Source organism: Pseudomonas sp. MPC6 (assembly GCF_006094435.1).
Lineage (GTDB): Bacteria > Pseudomonadota > Gammaproteobacteria > Pseudomonadales > Pseudomonadaceae > Aquipseudomonas.
The window spans coordinates 6677222-6693976 of record NZ_CP034783.1 but is presented as its reverse complement, the minus strand read 5'-3'; the positions used below and the strand labels follow the sequence as shown (position 1 = coordinate 6693976).

The following is a 16755-nucleotide window of genomic DNA, read 5'->3' as shown; positions in this document are numbered from 1 at the left end:
GCCCTTACAACTGCCGCGCCAACACCTCAACCTGCTCCTGTCTTTCCGCCTGATTCAGCTTCGGATGAGGATTAAGCGACGACCATTGCGGATGCGCCCGGGCCTTGTTCAGGGCTTCGGGCAGTTTGCCTTCGCGCCAGGTCTTATCCTGTGGGGTAGCGACCTGAATGCTGTCCATCGCCGCATGCCCACGCGCGTTCAACGCCTGCAGCAGCTGGCGCTGACGCAACGCCAATAATCGCAGCACGCTGTCATCGACGGTCAGTTCCCGTTGGCCTTTGATCTTGCCCATTAACCGGCTGCCATAGCTGCGCGCAGTTTGCAGGGCGCCGCCGGCAATGGCGCCCGCCAGCGCTGCAGCACCGAGGGTCAATCCGCCGACCAGCAAGTCGACCCCGGCCCCTGCCGCCGCGCCGGCCGCGATACCGCCACCGACCCGCACGCCCAGTTGCTTGAGGGTTTCCGGGTTGAACAGATCATCACCCCAACGGCCATCGAGCAGCGGCAGATCAGTGGCCGACGCGTCCTGCGGGCGAAAGGCGTAGAGCTTGAGCAGGGCTTCGACGCAACGCTGTTCCCGCTGTCGAACGGCTTTGCGCAGCTCGTCGATGGCTCGCTGTTCCTGCTCGGCGTTGCTGATCACGCTACGTCGGCAGGCGGCGCAATCGATCAATAAATCGGCAATCAATTGCGCGGCGCTCTGCTCACGCGCCAGGCGTTGTGCTTGCTGATCGGCGATCAGGCGTTCCAGTTGCCCGCGAGCGTTTTCCAGCAGCAGCGCGAGGCTTTCATAGAGTCGGCGTTCGCCATCCTCCGGCGGGGCCACGCTGTCGAAACGCACCAGTGCGTGCAAACCCAGGCGCGCCAACGCCTCGCGCCAGTCCGGCTCGCGGTGGTTGGCGCTGCTGACGAAGTTGAGCACCGGCAGCAACGGTTTGCCGCAACTGGCCAGCACTTCCAGTTCGTCGCGGTACTTGGACAGCACCGGCTCGCGGGCGTCGATCACGTAGAGGCCGGCGTCGCAGGTCAGCAGTTGCCGCAGCACCTTGGCTTCCTGTTCGAAACGCTGCCGGGCCTCGCTGCCTTCAAGGAATCGTGCCAGGCGTGCCGGGCCGTCGAGGCGTTCCCCGGGACGCTCCAGGCGTTCGAGGTAGTCGAGCAGGGCGATGGCGTCTTCCAGGCCGGGGGTGTCGAACAGGTCGAGCAAGGGCTCGCCATCCACCGACAACCGCGCGCCTTCGACGTGTCGCGTGGTACTGGGTCGATGGGAGACCTCGCCGAAACCGACATCCCGGGTCAGGGTGCGGAGCAGCGACGTTTTGCCGACGTTGGTGTGGCCGACCACGGCGAGCTTCAACGGCGGTTTCCAGGGCTTAGTCATGACCGGTCTCCAGCCAGTTCATCGGCGCACTGTCGGCGAACGGCAGTTCCAGCTGTTGCAACGCCACGTGCCAGTCACCGAGGCGCTCGGCGTCCAGCGCTTCGCCGGGCGGCGCTGGCAGCAGCCAGACACGGGTGGCGCTGGCGCCGCGAGCCAGTTCGGCGATCAGCGCAAGGCTGCCGCGATCCGGCGAGCGGCGCGGATCGCAAGCGATAGCCAGGCGAGCAGGAGGAAATCGACTCAGCTGTTCGAGCAGTTTGTGGCGGGATTCGCGGCTGTCGAGGATGCCGGCATTGCTCACGGTTTTCGGCAGTTGTGGCGGCCACTGGCGTTGATCGTCCAGCTCGATCGCCACCAGCAGCGCGCCATCGCTTGGCAGGTCACTGACGCCGTTTTCAATCTGATGCAGCTGTTCCGGGGCGGCATCGCTGATGCCCAGGCGTTCGCTGGTGGGCATCAGTCGTTCGCGCAGTTGGGCGTAACCGGGCAGGTTCAAATCCAGCTGCAAGGTTGCCTGGCCGGTTGTCCAGCGCCAGCGGCAGAACAGCGCCAGCAGCAAACGCGGCAATACCCCGTAGACCAGCAGCACCCCCACCAGCCACGCCGCCCAGGCCTGGCGGGCGCTGTCGATATTCAGCGCGGCATCGCCACTGGCGCGGATCATCTCCACGGTGGGCACGCTGAAACCGAGCAGGGCCGGCAGTGCACCCAGGGCCTGGGTCATGGCGACGAAGGTGTCGCCACCGAGGATGGTGGTTTCCCAGACGAAGCCGTAACGCCGGGTCGCCATCAGCATCAACAGAATCACCAAGGCACTGAGCATCGCCAGTAACCACAAGCCGTTGACGAGCACACCGAGCGCCCAGCGATTGAGTTTTTGTCGTTGCAGTAGCAACAGCAGGGCCGGCGCCAGTTGCGCAGCCTTGGCATCACGAGCGAGTTTTTCGCTCAGCCACAGCCACACGCGTCCCAGCGTTGCGCCGTGTTCACCGGCAAACACCAGGCCCAGCGCCCAGCTCAGCAATAGAATCAGGTTCAGCCCGAGCAGGCTGCCCAGGGCCCAGAACACATTCACCGGAGTCTGCCCGTCGCCCAGCGCCGCAAATGCCAGGCCGGCGCCGCTGATCACGGCCAGCACCGCCATGACAAGCAGCGCCAGTCGCGCACCTTGCCGCCAGTGGTGGAGGGCATGGGTCAGGCCGTCACGCTCGGCCAGCCACAGGGCCCGGCGTTGAATCCGGGCCGGCAGGTCACCGCCCGCGGTACGGGCCAGTCGATTGGCTTCCAGATCATCCAGGGGGCCGGCGTGTTCTTCGCGCAGGCGAATGGTTTCCGTCAGCCAGAGGTTATTCAGTTCAGTCACGCGGCATCCCGTCGCTCAATTGAGTCGTGAGCATAACCGCTGTGACGCTTATCGGGGTACGGGAGGCTCTGGTATCCTCGCCGGCATGACTAAATCACTCCCCCTCAGCCTGATTGCAGCCCTCGGTGAAAACCGCGTGATCGGCGTCGACAACAGCATGCCCTGGCACTTGCCGGGGGACTTCAAATACTTCAAGGCCACCACCCTCGGCAAGCCGATCATCATGGGGCGCAAGACCTGGGACTCCCTCGGTCGCCCGCTGCCGGGCCGGTTGAACATCGTGGTCAGCCGCCAGGCAGACCTGATGCTGGAAGGCGCCGAGGTGTATCCGTCGCTGGAGGCCGCTATTGTTCGCGCGCAAGCATGGGCGAACGAGCAGGGCGTCGATGAGGTGATGTTGATTGGTGGGGCGCAGTTGTATGCGCAGGGGCTGGCGCAGGCCGATCGGTTGTACCTGACCCGTGTGGCGCTGAGCCCGGAAGGGGATGCGTGGTTTCCGGAGGTTGATTCGGGGCGGTGGAAGCTGGTGTCGAATGTGCCGAATCCGGCGGAAGGGGATAAGCCAGCCTACAACTTTGAAGTGTGGGAAAAAGCTTAAAAGCTTCGCCGGCAAGCCAGCTCCTGCAGAATGTGTATTGATCGCGGATTTTGCGAACGACACAACCCCTGTAGGAGCTGGCTTGCCAGCGAAAGCGGTCTATCAGGGCCGATCAAGTGTGCGCCCGCTCCGAATGCTCATCCGCACCCAGCTACTCTCTATCCGTCTGCTGCATGACCTGACTGGTAATCGCCCCCGCCGCAATCGACCCGCTGACGTTCAATACCGGTCCATCGGGTCAAGTCTGACGTGGCGCGCCGAGTTGTCTGACAGATCGCAGGGAAACAGCGTATGGATTGCTTTGGGATAACGGGTCAGTCTGGGCTTTTCCCAAGGAAGCGCACGGATGCGTTATTTGAAAGTGATTGCACAGGATCGTAATGGAGATGGCCGGGCGGATTTGGTTATGCTTGAGTTTTATCAGGCGCCTGGCCCGACCATGAAAAGTGTCGTGGTCAACGAGGCCGTCGCCGTTGATTTCGACGCCGACGGCAAAGTCGACTACAAGAGGGGCGATGTAAATCACAACGGGAAGGAAAACTCGATAGACCAACGGTTGCTGGAAATTTTCGCCAATTCTTATCTCAAGATGAATTGGTTCAACGACGGAGAAATCAGGGATCGCTACATGAAGGTTTTCGCCGAAGACGTCCACTCCGACGGCACACCCAACGTCGTGAAATTGCACTTGCACCATGCCGAGGGTGGTGTCGAGCCTGCGAGCCTGATGTCTTGGCACAGCGTCTTTGATGGGAACAACGATGGCGTGCTGGAGAGCGTCGCCAACGGCGATGCCAATCACGACGGCGTTATCGAGCAGATCGACGGTGTAATCGTTCAATCGCTGGCTAATGTGTTTCTCATGTTCAGGTGGAAATAACGGGACCTACAGTTCGGCGCCTTTTCCGGCCAACACTTTGATTTCCTCCTGTCGTTCCGCCTGTCTCATTTTTTGGATGCGGGTTAAGCGACGACCCTGCGGATGCGCATGAGCCTTGTTCAGTGCCTCGGGCAGTTTGCCGTCGCGCCAGGTTTTGTCCTGGGGCGTGGCCACCTGAGGTTTGAGAGGGCCTGAAAGCAATGCGATGAGGCCCGCTCAAGCAACAAAACACTCAGGCGTGAGCCAACGCCGAATGCTCATCCGCACCCAGCAACGCTTTATCCGTCTGCTGCATCACCTGACTGGTAATCGCCCCCGCCGCAATCGAACCACTGACATTCAGCGCTGTACGCCCCATATCAATCAGCGGCTCGACCGAAATCAGCAGCGCCACCAGTGACACTGGCAACCCCATCGCCGGCAACACGATCAACGCGGCAAACGTCGCACCACCACCGACCCCGGCCACCCCGGCCGAGCTCAGCGTCACAATCGCCACCAATGTCGCGATCCACAGCGGGTCCAGCGGGTTGATGCCCACGGTCGGCGCCACCATCACCGCCAACATCGCCGGGTACAGACCGGCACAGCCATTCTGGCCAATGGTCGCACCAAACGAGGCGGCAAAACTGGCGATGGACTGTGGAATACCCAGGCGGCTGGTCTGCGCTTCGATGCTCAGCGGAATGGTCGCGGCACTCGAACGGCTGGTGAAGGCAAACGTCAGCACCGGCCAGATCTTGCGGAAGAAGCGCAGCGGGTTGATCCCGGCCGCCGAGACCAACAGACCATGCACCACGAACATCAGCCCCAGGCCGATGTAGGAAACCAACACGAAACTGCCGAGCTTGATGATGTCCTGCAGGTTGGAACCGGCGACCACTTTGGTCATCAACGCCAATACACCGTATGGCGTCAACTTCATCACCAGGCGCACCAGGCGCATCACCCAGGCTTGCAGGGTGTCGATAGCGTTGATCACTTTCTGACCTTTCTCAACATCATCCTTCAGCAGTTGCAGCGCCGCGACCCCAAGGAACGCCGCGAAGATCACCACGCTGATGATCGACGTCGGCTTGGCCCGCGCCAGGTCGGCGAACGGGTTCTGCGGGATGAACGACAGCAACAGCTGCGGCACATTCAGGTCCGCGACCTTGCCCGCATAGTCGCTCTGGATCGTTTGCAGCCGGGCCATTTCCTGAGTGCCGGCCACCAGGCCTTCGGCGGTCAGGCCAAAGAGGTTGGTCAGGCCGATACCGATCAGCGCGGCGATGGCCGTGGTGAACAACAGCGTGCCGATGGTCAGGAAACTGATCTTGCCCAGGGACGATGCGTTGTGCAGACGGGCCACGGCACTGAGGATCGAGGCGAACACCAGCGGGATCACGATCATTTGCAGCAACTGCACATAACCGTTGCCCACCAGATCGAACCAGCTGATCGAGGCCTTCAGCACAGGGTTGCCGGCACCGTAAATCGCGTGCAGAGCGACACCGAAACCCACACCCAGCGTCAGCGCCAACAGGACTTTTTTCGCCAGGCTCCAAGTGGTGTGGCGGGTTTGTGCCAAGCCAAAAAGTAATACGAGGAACACCAGCAGATTGAGGATCAGCGGCAGATTCATGAGAACTCCGATAAAGACTTGTGCCAGCCACCTTCCGGGGCAGCTGCGAACCGGCAAGCCTAACAGCTTGATTTCCAATGAATTAATATCAAAAATGTCTGTTAACTGTCGTTTTGGGAATAAGCGCATGTCGCTCTTGGGGATGCAGCTGGCGCGATAGGCACGTTGGCGGTCGCTGACAGGCGAGGAACGTCACACTTATTTGTTAGCGTCGATCTCTTTGAATCAGGGAGATTTGACGATGAGATTTGCACCGAAATTTCTGGTTGCAGCACTTTGCCTGGGCCTTGCCGGCCAGGTACTCGCCACGGATCTGAAACACTGGCCAGCTGATCAGGCCAAGGCGCTGGACGCGATGATCGCCGCCAACGCCAACAAGGGTAACTACGCGGTGTTCGACATGGACAACACCAGTTACCGCTACGACCTTGAAGAGTCGTTGCTGCCGTTCATGGAAAACAAGGGCCTGATCACCCGCGACAAACTCGATCCCTCTCTGAAACTGATTCCGTTCAAGGACACCGCCGAGCACAAGGAAAGTCTGTTCAGCTACTACTATCGCCTCTGCGAACTTGACGACATGGTCTGCTACCCATGGGTCGCCCAAGTGTTCTCCGGCTTCACGCTCCAGGAACTCAAGGGCTACGTCGATGAATTGATGGCCTCCGGCAAACCGGTGCCAGCGACCTATTACGAAGGCGACGTGGTCAAGAAACTCGACGTCAACCCGCCGAAGATTTTCACCGGCCAGCAAGAGCTCTACAGCAAACTGATGGAGAACGGCATCGAGGTCTACGTGATGACCGCCGCCTCCGAAGAGCTGGTGCGCATGGTCGCGGCCGATCCGAAGTACGGCTACAACGTCAAACCGCAAAACGTGATCGGCGTGTCGATGCTGCTCAAGGACCCCAAGACCGGTGAATTGACCACGGCGCGCAAGCAGATCACTGCCGGCAAGTATGACGAGCAAGCCAACCTCGGCCTGGAACTGACCCCGTACCTGTGGACCCCGGCAACCTGGATGGCCGGCAAGCACGCAGCGATCCTGACCTACATCGACGAGTGGAAAAAACCGGTCCTGGTCGGCGGCGATACCCCAACCAGCGACGGCTACATGCTGTTCCACGGCGTCGACGTGGCCAAGGGTGGCATCCACTTGTGGGTCAACCGCAAGGACAAGTACATGACCCAGATCCAAGGCATGATGGCCAAGAACGCCGCGGCCCAGGCCAAGGAAGGGTTGCCGGTGACGGCGGACAAGAACTGGGTGATCGTGACGCCGCAAGAGATCCAGTAAGGGTTTAGATTTCACTGTAGGAGCGAGCTTGCTCGCGATGGTCGTTAACGATAACGCGTACTGTCTGATTTAACGCGGCGTCGTTGCGTTCATCGCGAGCAAGCTCGCTCCTACAGTTGATCCCGGTTATTCACACATAGCATGTGCACTGAAGACCCATTGTGGGAGCGGGCTTGCTCGCGAAAGGGCCAGTCGGTGCAATGAAAGCCTCTGCTTGATCAACTTCTTCCTACAGTCGCAACCTGCACGTTCTTGCGTAAGGGACTACGACTACTTCAGAATTCGCCGACTTGTGCGCCTGTTTGGCGGGTTTTATCTTCTCAGCGTCGCTGCCCATCAGCGATCGGGTTTGGTAGCCCGGTTCTTCCAGGCGCATGACTGCACCTTGGCAGGTTTTTTTCGTTCCTGCTTTTATGGTGGTCATGCGTAGGGCGCTTTCGAGCGCGCCGGCTCCCTGGACCGGTCTACCAACCTGCGTATGGCTGCCACCTTTCGTTTGGTAGCGAAGGTGATAGCTCCTTACTTCCAGGAGAATCATCGATGCTGAAAATTACCCCTGATCCGCCGGACACCGAAAACCTGTCAGCCCACATCAACGCCACCCCGCGCAAACCCAGCCGAACATTCGTCATCGCACCGGGCCTCGACACCGAAACCCTGTTGGCGCACGCCTGCGAATCCCTCGCCTCGGCCAATGTCATGGCCAGCGATTTCGCCGGCCTGCTGGAAGGCTCTCAACGCAGCACGATGCTGGGGATTGCCCAGGTCATCATGTTGGGCGAGCTGGCGGTGAATCAGGCGCTGGATAACCTCGACCCGCAGGAATAACCCGGGCAAAAAAAATGCCCCGCACTTGGCGGGGCATTCCCTCGCTTTATCGCCAGCATACCGACGACCATCCAGCCTCATTTTCAGAAATGCCCTACATCAATCAAAGAAGCATCTGATTCTTCCTCCACTTCGCCTCTTCTAACTTGCGTCCTTTCGATCTGACAAGGACACATTTCGCATGAAGCGCTACAACATCACCGTCGGGGCCAAAACCACCGTCGGCGGCACGGTCGTCAGCGGTTGGCGTCGTGGCAGCATCAATGGCCAGGCCATTGCCCGCGAAGGCGATGAAGTCAAATGCCCGGAATGCGACAGCACGGGGACAATCATGTGCGTCGGCCCACGCCTGTCGGAGGAGTGGGATGGACTCAAGCCCGCCCTGGATGGCGACCTCTGCAAGTGCAAGTGCGATCCACCGCCCAAGTTGATTGCCAATCAGACCATGAGGAGCCAACAGATCGACGTAGGCAACGCTGCGCCGACTGCCCGAGCCGGCGCTCAACTCGCGTCGCCGGCCCAAGCGCGACAACCGACAGTCAAATCGCCCCCCACCGGATTTGCACCTGCCAAGAGCCCCGCAACACCGTCTTTCAGCGAGTTGCCGGGGGTCATCTGCCAGAACCTGTGGCGTAGCTACCAGCAAAGAGCCGAGGCCGTCGTGGCGCCAGGTGGCATTCTGATTGCCGACCCAAAGGCGCGTAATCGCGCGATCAATGCGGCGTACGCCAATATGTGGGTTGAGGATCAGCGTTTCCAATGGGCGGGCCTCGCGGCGTTCGCCTCCAAGCAGGTGGGATGTGGTTTGTTGCATGCCGCTGATTCGATCGAAAAGATCGATGCGGAACAGGAAGCGAAACTACGCCGGGTGGAGGCGCTTAGGAGACGGCCCGCTGGCTTGTTCGGATGGGCCAGTAAGAGTCAGCAGCAGGCGAGAGCGCGGGAGCTTGAGCAGGCTGAACGGGATTACGAGCAAGCCCGCCGCAACAACCCGACGTGGTGGCTCGACGTGCGGAGCCCGAACGAACCGTTGTCGCTCGTGCAGAAGCAACTCCTGTTTGTTCACGACATGCTGGCGCTGGGCAATACCACGCTGTTTCTGGATGTATTTCCGTTGCATGCTTTTTACAAGGAGCGTGGGCTGCAGGCGCTTAAGACTTGCCTGGAATCACGTCAAAAAATTTATGGGCATGATCAGTATCCGGTCCTGTGGCCGATTGAGCAGGAGAAGTTGAAGTTCGGCTATGACTACAAGGAAATCCTGCAAGCTTTCCAAGCCATTGAGGTTGGTAATATCACCGAAAGTGTTGTGCATCTGGCTTGGCACGAACAGCAAAACATCCTGCAACCGGTAATGTACAGCGACGAACTACTGGTAACTCTACTGCGCAGAAATCAGTTCGCTTTTGTCACAGGCATTCCACCTGGTGCTGCAGCCGCTGTCGAACTTACCTTGGCCAGCCAGTGCTATCCCAGCGAAGACGGTCGCACCGTGGGTTTCAGCAGTGAGCATTTCGCCAATTTGGCCGATATTGATCAGCGCATGTCGTTTGTGCTTAAGGCCGCATCGCAGTTTGATCAGCTACTGCGGCGTTCTGATCGCCATTTAATCGAAGAGGCGATTCTGGACATTGCCGCAGGTCGAGGCGTGCGATGATTTTGCGGCGACGCGTTGGTTGGCGACGTGGGATTTTGTTACTCGCCGGCGCAGCTCTGTTGATCTTCTCGATGGTTCGAGCGCTTTCGGGCGAACCTGAGATTGCGCTGATGATTGGCGAGCCTTGGGAAGCGATGCGACAGCGCTCGAGCGCTGTGATCGATCCGGCCATTCCCGGCCATTTTTGGGGAAGATTACCAAAGTCGGATTCTCGTCTTCGTTTCCTGGAGCCGCAATACGGGTTTGTGACTCCGTTAGCTCGCTTTTTCACGGTTAGTTTCGATAGTGACGGGTTAGTCAGCAGTCTCCGTATGTCCCCACAGATCGAGCCTCTCCTGCTCGACGACACGCTCAAGGTTCTGTTGGATCTGCAGGACCAATGGCGCCAAGGGGGTTGGATGCCAATCCGGCTCAATGACTTTCCGTCGTTTGCCGATACTCCTCAATGGCGTGCCAGATTACGAGACGTGAACATTGGCGGCACTGCTTACTGGCGAGCTGACGACAAGTATCAGGTAATGCTGGGAGTTAATCGCTTCAGGGACGATAAGCGTCCCACAGAAGAGCGTTACCTCATTACGTTACAACTTGCCACTCCATGGGGAAGTCCATGAGACTGCGCCTCATAAATAGTCGCAGCATTGATTCCGGCCAAAATAAATTTTCGGTTTATCCGAGACGTGAAACGTTCGTCTGGCCGAGAGATTACTCATCTAAGCAAAGTGTCTTTATGGAGCAGAAGTAGATGGTGATACGCATTCTTTGGGCAACTATTTACATAGTTGGAGGTGCCCTCCCTGCCTTTGGATTGGCTCTGCTAACCTCGTTCCTTATGATGTCTGGGGAAGCCTTTGGCATAATAATGAGTACATTCATATGGTCAGGGACCGCTGGTCTCGGTTTGGCGGCGCTAAATACGCCCAGAGCTACCGGGTTACGTCGCAGGCGTATTGTTTCGGTAATGTTAATAATGGGGTTGATAGTTATGTCCCCTGTATTGTTTACTTCGTTATAGCACCCCAGCGACAAGGTTTGGTTTGATGCGGCAATTCTGGGACCGACATTATTGGCATTTCTATATCTCGGGCAGGCTGCGTTTATTTCCAGCTCCGACAAGTGATGACGCTTAGCCCTGAATTTGCCCTCTGGAGTTTGCTTTACGTTGGTAAGTTAGAAGAATTAACGGCGGAGGTAGTTGAATAATAATTGCGCCCAAAAAAATACCCCGCACTTGGCGGGGCATTTTTATTGCGATAACTGACGCTTACAGCCCATCAAGCATCGCCTTGTTACGCACAGCACCCTTGTCGGCACTGGTCGCCAGCAAGGCATAGGCCTTCAATGCGGTAGTCACCTTACGCGGACGCTTCTCCACCGGCTTCCAGCCCTTCTGATCCTGCTCGGCACGACGCCCAGCCATCTCTTCATCGCTGATCAGCAGGTTGATCGAACGGTTCGGAATGTCGATCAAAACCTTGTCGCCGTCCTGCACCAGACCTATCGCGCCGCCAGCAGCCGCTTCCGGCGAAGCATGGCCGATGGACAGGCCCGAGGTGCCGCCGGAGAAACGGCCATCGGTGAGCAGGGCGCAGGCTTTGCCCAGGCCTTTGGATTTCAGGTAGGACGTCGGGTACAGCATTTCCTGCATGCCCGGGCCGCCTTTCGGGCCTTCGTAACGGATGATCACGATGTCGCCGGCCTTCACTTCATCGGCGAGGATGCCGCGTACGGCGCTGTCCTGGCTTTCGAAGATCTTCGCGTTGCCTTCGAAGACATGGATCGACTCGTCGACGCCGGCGGTTTTCACCACGCAGCCGTCGAGCGCGATGTTGCCGTAGAGAACGGCCAGGCCGCCTTCTTTCGAGTAAGCGTGTTCGACACTGCGGATGCAGCCGTTTTCACGGTCGTCGTCCAAAGTTTCCCAACGGGTCGACTGGCTGAACGCAGTTTGCGTCGGGATGCCCGCAGGGCCGGCCTTGAAGAAGTGATGCACCGCTTCGTCGTCGGTCTGGGTGATGTCCCACTTGGCGATGCCTTCGGCCAGGGTCTTGCTGTGCACGGTCGGCAGGTCGGTGTGCAGCAGGCCGCCACGGGCCAGCGAACCGAGGATGCTGAAGATCCCGCCGGCACGGTGCACGTCTTCCATGTGGTACTTCTGGATGTTCGGCGCAACTTTGCACAATTGCGGCACGTGACGGGAGAGGCGGTCGATGTCGCGCAGGTCGAAATCGATCTCGGCTTCCTGGGCCGCGGCCAGCAAGTGCAGAATGGTGTTGGTGGAACCGCCCATGGCGATATCCAGGGTCATGGCGTTTTCGAACGCCTTGAAGTTGGCGATGTTGCGCGGCAATACCGACTCGTCGTTGTCGTTGTAGTAACGCTTGCACAGCTCGACGATGGTGCGGCCGGCCTGCAGGAACAACTGTTCGCGGTCGCTGTGGGTGGCCAGGGTGGAACCGTTGCCCGGCAATGCCAGGCCCAGGGCTTCAACCAGGCAGTTCATCGAGTTGGCGGTGAACATGCCGGAGCACGAGCCGCAGGTCGGACAGGCGCTGCGCTCGTACTCAGCGACTTTCTCGTCAGAAGCGCTGGAGTCGGCGGCGATCACCATGGCGTCGACCAGGTCGAGACCGTGGCTGGCCAGTTTGGTCTTGCCGGCTTCCATCGGGCCGCCGGAGACGAAGATCACCGGGATGTTCAGGCGCAACGCAGCCATCAGCATGCCAGGGGTGATCTTGTCGCAGTTGGAGATGCAGACGATCGCATCGGCGCAGTGGGCGTTGACCATGTATTCGACGGAGTCGGCGATGATCTCGCGGCTCGGCAGCGAATACAGCATGCCGTCGTGACCCATGGCGATGCCGTCATCCACGGCGATGGTGTTGAATTCTTTTGCCACACCGCCAGCGCGTTCGATCTCGCGGGCGACCAGCTGGCCCAGGTCCTTGAGGTGCACATGGCCCGGGACGAACTGGGTGAAGGAGTTGGAAATGGCGATGATCGGCTTTTTGAAGTCGTCATCTTTCATCCCCGTGGCGCGCCACAATGCGCGGGCACCGGCCATGTTACGGCCGTGGGTGGATGTTTTCGAGCGGTAATCAGGCATGAAGCACTCCGGGCGGCTAATCAGGTATCAAAAGGGAAGTGAGCTTCTATTGACGTCTGGAACACTCAGAAATGGCCGTGTGTCCGGAAGTTGCCGATAACTTTGCGGGATCGCCGCGCGCTTCAGCTTGAGCTCATAAACCCGCCGGGGGATGACTGGCGATGAATGTCGCGATTCTACACGGCTGGCGTCAGGAGGGAATGCCCGTATACCTGTAGGAGCAGTGGTCGACGCTCGATTGCTCCTACGGTGAAGATATCCTGCCATTCGTCAGCCAACCCCAGAGGCCGAAAACGATGAAGCTGACAGCAATCGTCATCAGCAAATGGCTACCGGCTTGCGCAAGGGCGGCGCTACTGACGGCGGCGGTCAGGAACATGATGCTGTTGCCCGCTGATGCTGCAGTACCTGCGCTGCTTGAAAACAACAGCATTGCTGCAGAAATGGCGGCTGGCCGAACCAGGGTGACGGCCAGGGCGCTGATCAGCATCGGTATGAGCAAGGTCAAGGTGGTGATGGCCTCATAGCTGACGACCAGCGTTAGCAGCACGCCTGCGACGCCGAGCAGTCCGAGGCCAATGTTGATTTGCCGGGACAGCGGGATGTGTTTCTGCAAAAACGAGGCAGCAACGCCGCCAAGGAGATAGGCCGCCCCGTACACCATCAGCACCAGCGCGTACTGGTATTCGGACAGCTTCAACGCGTCCATGAAAATCAGCGGCGTCACACTGATCAAGGCGAAATAACAGGTGAATACCAACGCGGCGATCCACCAGTAGCGCAGGAAGTCTCGATTGCCGGCGACGGCTTTCAGCGTGTCGATGATTGATAGGCCGGCTCGGGGCGGGCTGGCCGCCTTGGAAGGCAGAATGCAGAACGCATGGATCAACATTCCGAGCGCCATCAGCGCAAACCCGTAGAAGCTTCCCTGCCAGCCAAATGTGGTTTGCAACCATGAACCTATCAACGGCGACAGCGCGACAAAGGAACCGCTCAAGGTCATGTAGTAGAGCCTCACTCGGGCTCTATCCTGTTCATCGAACAGGTCTTCCACCAGCGCATGACCCAGTACGAAGAAACCACAGCCCATGGCTTGCACCGAGCGAAACATCAGGAAGGTCAGGTAATCCGACGCCAGGGCGCAACCCATCGCACCCAGGATTGACAGCGTGATGCAGCCCAGCAGGACTTCCTTGCGTCCCCATTTATCCGAGAGCGGGCCGGCGACCAGTTGGGAAAGTGAAAAGACCAGGGTGAACAAACTGATGGAGAGTGCGACGTCTGCGGTGGGCGTGTTGAACCTTGCGGCCAGGGCGGGGAATGAGGGCAGGAGAATATTGATCGGGAAGAAGCTGATCAGCGAAATGCAGGTGATGAGGATGAATCGGGAGAGTTGTTGACGCTTTACGTCGCCACTGAGGGCGGGGGAAAAGGAGGACTCAGACATTGTTGTTATTTTCCGGAGTAAATCCAGAAACCGATACTAGTCTGCGAACGAGGGAATTCAATCAAAAGCGTTGTAGGAGGCTTCCCGTATTGATGTGGCTTGCCTCTGTAGGAGCGAGCTCTTGCTCGCGAAAAACGTCAACGATAACGCAGCGCTACCAGGCAGCCCGTGTCGCCTATCCGTTTTTCGCGAGCAAGCTCGCTCCTACAGTGAATTTAACGATCAGCTATTGGGCAACAACCGGCAAGTAATGCTCTTGATGTAACGCGTTTCAGCAATCGCCGGGTGAACCGGGTGATCCGGGCCCTGGCCGCCGCGTTCGAGCATCTGGATGTTGCGATCCAGGTGGCGGGCGCTGGTCAGCAGGATGTTCTGCAGATCGTCTTCCGGCAGGTGCATCGAGCACGAAGCGCTGATCAGGATGCCGTCCTTGCTGAGCAGGCGCATGGCTTGCTCGTTCAGGCGACGGTAGGCGCCTTCGCCGTTCTTCATGTCTTTCTTGCGTTTGATGAAGGCCGGCGGGTCGGCGACGATCACGTCGAAGCGTTCTTCGCTGGCTTTCAGTTCTTTCAGGGCTTCGAACACGTCGCCTTCGATGCAGGTCATTTTCTCGGCGAAGCCGTTCAGCGCGGCGTTGCGCTCGACGCCGTCGAGGGCGAAGGCCGAGGCGTCTACGCAGAACACTTCACTGGCACCGAACGCGGCGGCTTGCACGCCCCAGCCACCGATGTAGCTGTACAGGTCCAGTACGCGTTTGCCTTTGGCATAGGGTGCCAGGCGTGCACGGTTCATGCGGTGGTCGTAGAACCAGCCGGTTTTCTGACCTTGAATGACCGGCGCTTCGAATTTCACGCCGTTCTCTTCCAGCGCGACCCACTCCGGCACCAGGCCGAACACGGTTTCGACGTAGCGGTTGAGGCCTTCGGCATCGCGCGCGGCGGAATCGTTCTTGAACAGGATGCCGCTTGGCTTGATGACTTGAGTCAGCGCCGCGATCACGTCTTCTTTATGGGCTTCCATGGTCGCCGAGGCGATCTGGACCACCAGGATGTCGCCGAAACGGTCGACCACCAGGCCCGGCAGCAGGTCGGAATCGCCGTAGACCAGGCGGTAGAACGGCTTGTCGAACAGGCGCTCGCGCAGGGACAGGGCCACGTTCAGGCGGTGCACCAGCAGCGATTTGTCCAGCGGCAACTTGATGTCGCGCGACAGCAGGCGGGCGCAGATCAGGTTGTTCGGGCTCATGGCAACGATGCCCAGCGGCTTGCCGCTGGCGGCTTCGAGGATTGCCTGGTCACCGGGCTTGAAGCCGTGCAACGGCGTCGCGGCGACATCGATTTCGTTGCTGTAGACCCACAGGTGGCCGTTTCGCAGGCGACGGTCGGCGTTGGCTTTGAGGCGCAGGCTAGGCAGGGACATGACGTCGCTCCGGAAAAAAGAGCGGGAGTATAGCGTGTTGAGGGTGATGGCGGGCTGGGTGGCGATGAAACGCGGAAGACGGCTTCGCTGGCAAGCCAGCTCCTACAGGGTTTTGTGTTGACCACAATTCATCGGTACGCCGGCGATCATGTAGGAGCTGGCTTGCCAGCGAAGCGATTTCAGGCGCTACGCCGACTGTAAGTTCCTGCGATTGGCCCTCCGGTATGTCGGATCCAACTTCATAAAGGTTAGAATCGCCGCCTGACCCTGAGTGCATATATATGTTCCAAGAGCTGACCACCGAACAGATTCGACAGTCCCTGCAAGGCATCAGCGTGCCGGCCCAACCGCAAATCATGGTGGATTTGCAGATGGAGCAGTACATGCCCGACCCGGATCTGGACGTGATCGCCAGGTTGATCTCCCAAGACCCGGGCCTCTCCGGCTCGTTGCTGAAAATCGTCAACTCGCCGTATTACGGCTTGAGCAACAAGATCGCCTCGATCCAGCGGGCGGTGAATCTGCTGGGCAGCCGTTCGATCATCAACCTGATCAACGCGCAGTCGATCAAAGGCGAAATGAACGACGACACCATCGTCACCCTGAACCGTTTCTGGGACACCGCCCAGGACGTGGCGATGACCTGCCTGACCCTGGCCAAGCGCATCGGTGCCCAGGCGGGCGATGAAGCGTACGCCCTGGGCCTGTTCCACGATTGTGGCGTACCCCTGATGCTCCAGCGCTTTCCCGACTACATGAGGGTTCTGGAAGAGGCCTACGCCAGCGCCGGTGCCGAATGCCGGGTGGTGGACACCGAGAACCGGATGTTCAACACTAACCACGCAGTGGTCGGTTATTACACAGCCAAGTCCTGGCGCCTGCCGGAGCACGTGACCGCTGCCATCGCCAATCACCACAATGCCTTGGCGATCTTCACCGATGAGTCGTCGCGCAACAGCCAGCTGAAAAGCCTGCTGGGGATCCTGAAAATGGCCGAGCACATCTGTGCGTCCTATCGGGTGCTGGGCAACCAGGCCGAGGACCACGAGTGGAACAGCATAGGGCCGTTGGTGCTGGATTACGTCGGCCTCTCGGACTACGACTTCGAGACCCTCAAACAAACGATTCGCGACCTCGGCGCGCACCGCTGAGCGA

13 protein-coding genes and 1 pseudogene are annotated in these 16755 nt (G+C 59.3%); 7 read left to right on the top strand and 7 right to left on the bottom strand.

Annotated elements, in window-relative coordinates; translation table 11 throughout:
• Positions 1-4: 4 nt before the first annotated feature.
• Both ELQ88_RS33295 and ELQ88_RS33290 read right to left on the bottom strand, forming a co-directional pair.
• On the bottom strand, positions 5-1381 hold the full coding sequence (locus tag ELQ88_RS33295; RefSeq protein WP_138969416.1) for a GTPase/DUF3482 domain-containing protein: 1377 nt from the start codon (positions 1379-1381) through the stop codon (positions 5-7).
• Positions 1374-2744, bottom strand: coding sequence for a DUF2868 domain-containing protein (locus ELQ88_RS33290; RefSeq protein WP_138969415.1), 1371 nt, complete (start codon positions 2742-2744; stop codon positions 1374-1376). The genes ELQ88_RS33295 and ELQ88_RS33290 overlap by 8 nt, the downstream gene beginning before the upstream one ends.
• A gap of 85 nt (positions 2745-2829) precedes the next feature.
• On the opposite strand from ELQ88_RS33290, the gene ELQ88_RS33285 reads away from it, so the two are divergent.
• Positions 2830-3342 carry a dihydrofolate reductase gene (locus ELQ88_RS33285; RefSeq protein ID WP_138969414.1) on the top strand — a complete coding sequence of 171 codons (513 nt, stop codon included), beginning with the start codon at positions 2830-2832 and terminating at the stop codon, positions 3340-3342.
• Positions 3343-3688: 346 nt separating this feature from the next.
• Entirely contained in the window at positions 3689-4222 is a 534-nt protein-coding gene (locus ELQ88_RS33280; RefSeq protein ID WP_138969413.1) for a hypothetical protein, read from the top strand.
• Positions 4223-4228: 6 nt separating this feature from the next.
• Here the strand turns inward: ELQ88_RS33280 and ELQ88_RS34935 are convergent.
• Together ELQ88_RS34935 and ELQ88_RS33270 are read right to left on the bottom strand one after the other, a co-directional pair.
• Positions 4229-4399 (bottom strand): annotated as a pseudogene (locus ELQ88_RS34935) (DUF3482 domain-containing protein); the annotation flags it as partial.
• Between the two features lie 55 nt (positions 4400-4454).
• The gene (locus ELQ88_RS33270) at positions 4455-5846 is read right to left on the bottom strand and encodes an L-cystine transporter (protein WP_128873558.1); all 1392 of its coding nucleotides are present in this window, start codon (positions 5844-5846) and stop codon (positions 4455-4457) included.
• A gap of 241 nt (positions 5847-6087) precedes the next feature.
• On the opposite strand from ELQ88_RS33270, the gene ELQ88_RS33265 reads away from it, so the two are divergent.
• The 4 genes from ELQ88_RS33265 (at position 6088) to ELQ88_RS33250 (ending at position 10242) form a co-directional block, all read left to right on the top strand.
• Positions 6088-7143, top strand: coding sequence for a haloacid dehalogenase-like hydrolase (locus ELQ88_RS33265; RefSeq protein WP_128873557.1), 1056 nt, complete (start codon positions 6088-6090; stop codon positions 7141-7143).
• A 540-nt stretch (positions 7144-7683) separates the two neighbouring features.
• Complete coding sequence (locus tag ELQ88_RS33260) at positions 7684-7971, top strand: DUF6124 family protein (protein WP_128873556.1); 288 nt, start codon at positions 7684-7686, stop codon at positions 7969-7971.
• 181 nt (positions 7972-8152) lie between these two features.
• The gene (locus tag ELQ88_RS33255) at positions 8153-9628 is read left to right on the top strand and encodes a PAAR domain-containing protein (RefSeq protein ID WP_138969412.1); all 1476 of its coding nucleotides are present in this window, start codon (positions 8153-8155) and stop codon (positions 9626-9628) included.
• Positions 9625-10242 (top strand): hypothetical protein, encoded by a 618-nt coding sequence (locus tag ELQ88_RS33250; protein WP_128873554.1) that lies wholly within the window; start codon positions 9625-9627, stop codon positions 10240-10242. The genes ELQ88_RS33255 and ELQ88_RS33250 overlap by 4 nt, the downstream gene beginning before the upstream one ends.
• A 650-nt stretch (positions 10243-10892) precedes the next feature.
• On the opposite strand, the gene ilvD is transcribed toward ELQ88_RS33250, so the two are convergent.
• The 3 genes from ilvD to ELQ88_RS33235 all read right to left on the bottom strand — a co-directional run bounded on the left by ilvD (position 10893) and on the right by ELQ88_RS33235 (position 15600).
• Positions 10893-12734 carry a dihydroxy-acid dehydratase gene (gene ilvD, locus ELQ88_RS33245; RefSeq protein ID WP_033060521.1) on the bottom strand — a complete coding sequence of 614 codons (1842 nt, stop codon included), beginning with the start codon at positions 12732-12734 and terminating at the stop codon, positions 10893-10895.
• Positions 12735-12978: 244 nt separating this feature from the next.
• Positions 12979-14181, bottom strand: a complete 1203-nt coding sequence (locus ELQ88_RS33240) for an MFS transporter (protein ID WP_138969411.1) — start codon at positions 14179-14181, stop codon at positions 12979-12981.
• A 222-nt stretch (positions 14182-14403) separates the two neighbouring features.
• Positions 14404-15600, bottom strand: a complete 1197-nt coding sequence (locus tag ELQ88_RS33235) for a class I SAM-dependent rRNA methyltransferase (RefSeq protein WP_064680284.1) — start codon at positions 15598-15600, stop codon at positions 14404-14406.
• Positions 15601-15935: 335 nt separating this feature from the next.
• Here ELQ88_RS33235 and ELQ88_RS33230 point away from each other — a divergent pair, with 335 nt between their 5' ends.
• Positions 15936-16751, top strand: a complete 816-nt coding sequence (locus ELQ88_RS33230; protein WP_178084778.1) for an HDOD domain-containing protein — start codon at positions 15936-15938, stop codon at positions 16749-16751.
• The last annotated feature ends 4 nt before the right edge of the window (positions 16752-16755 follow it).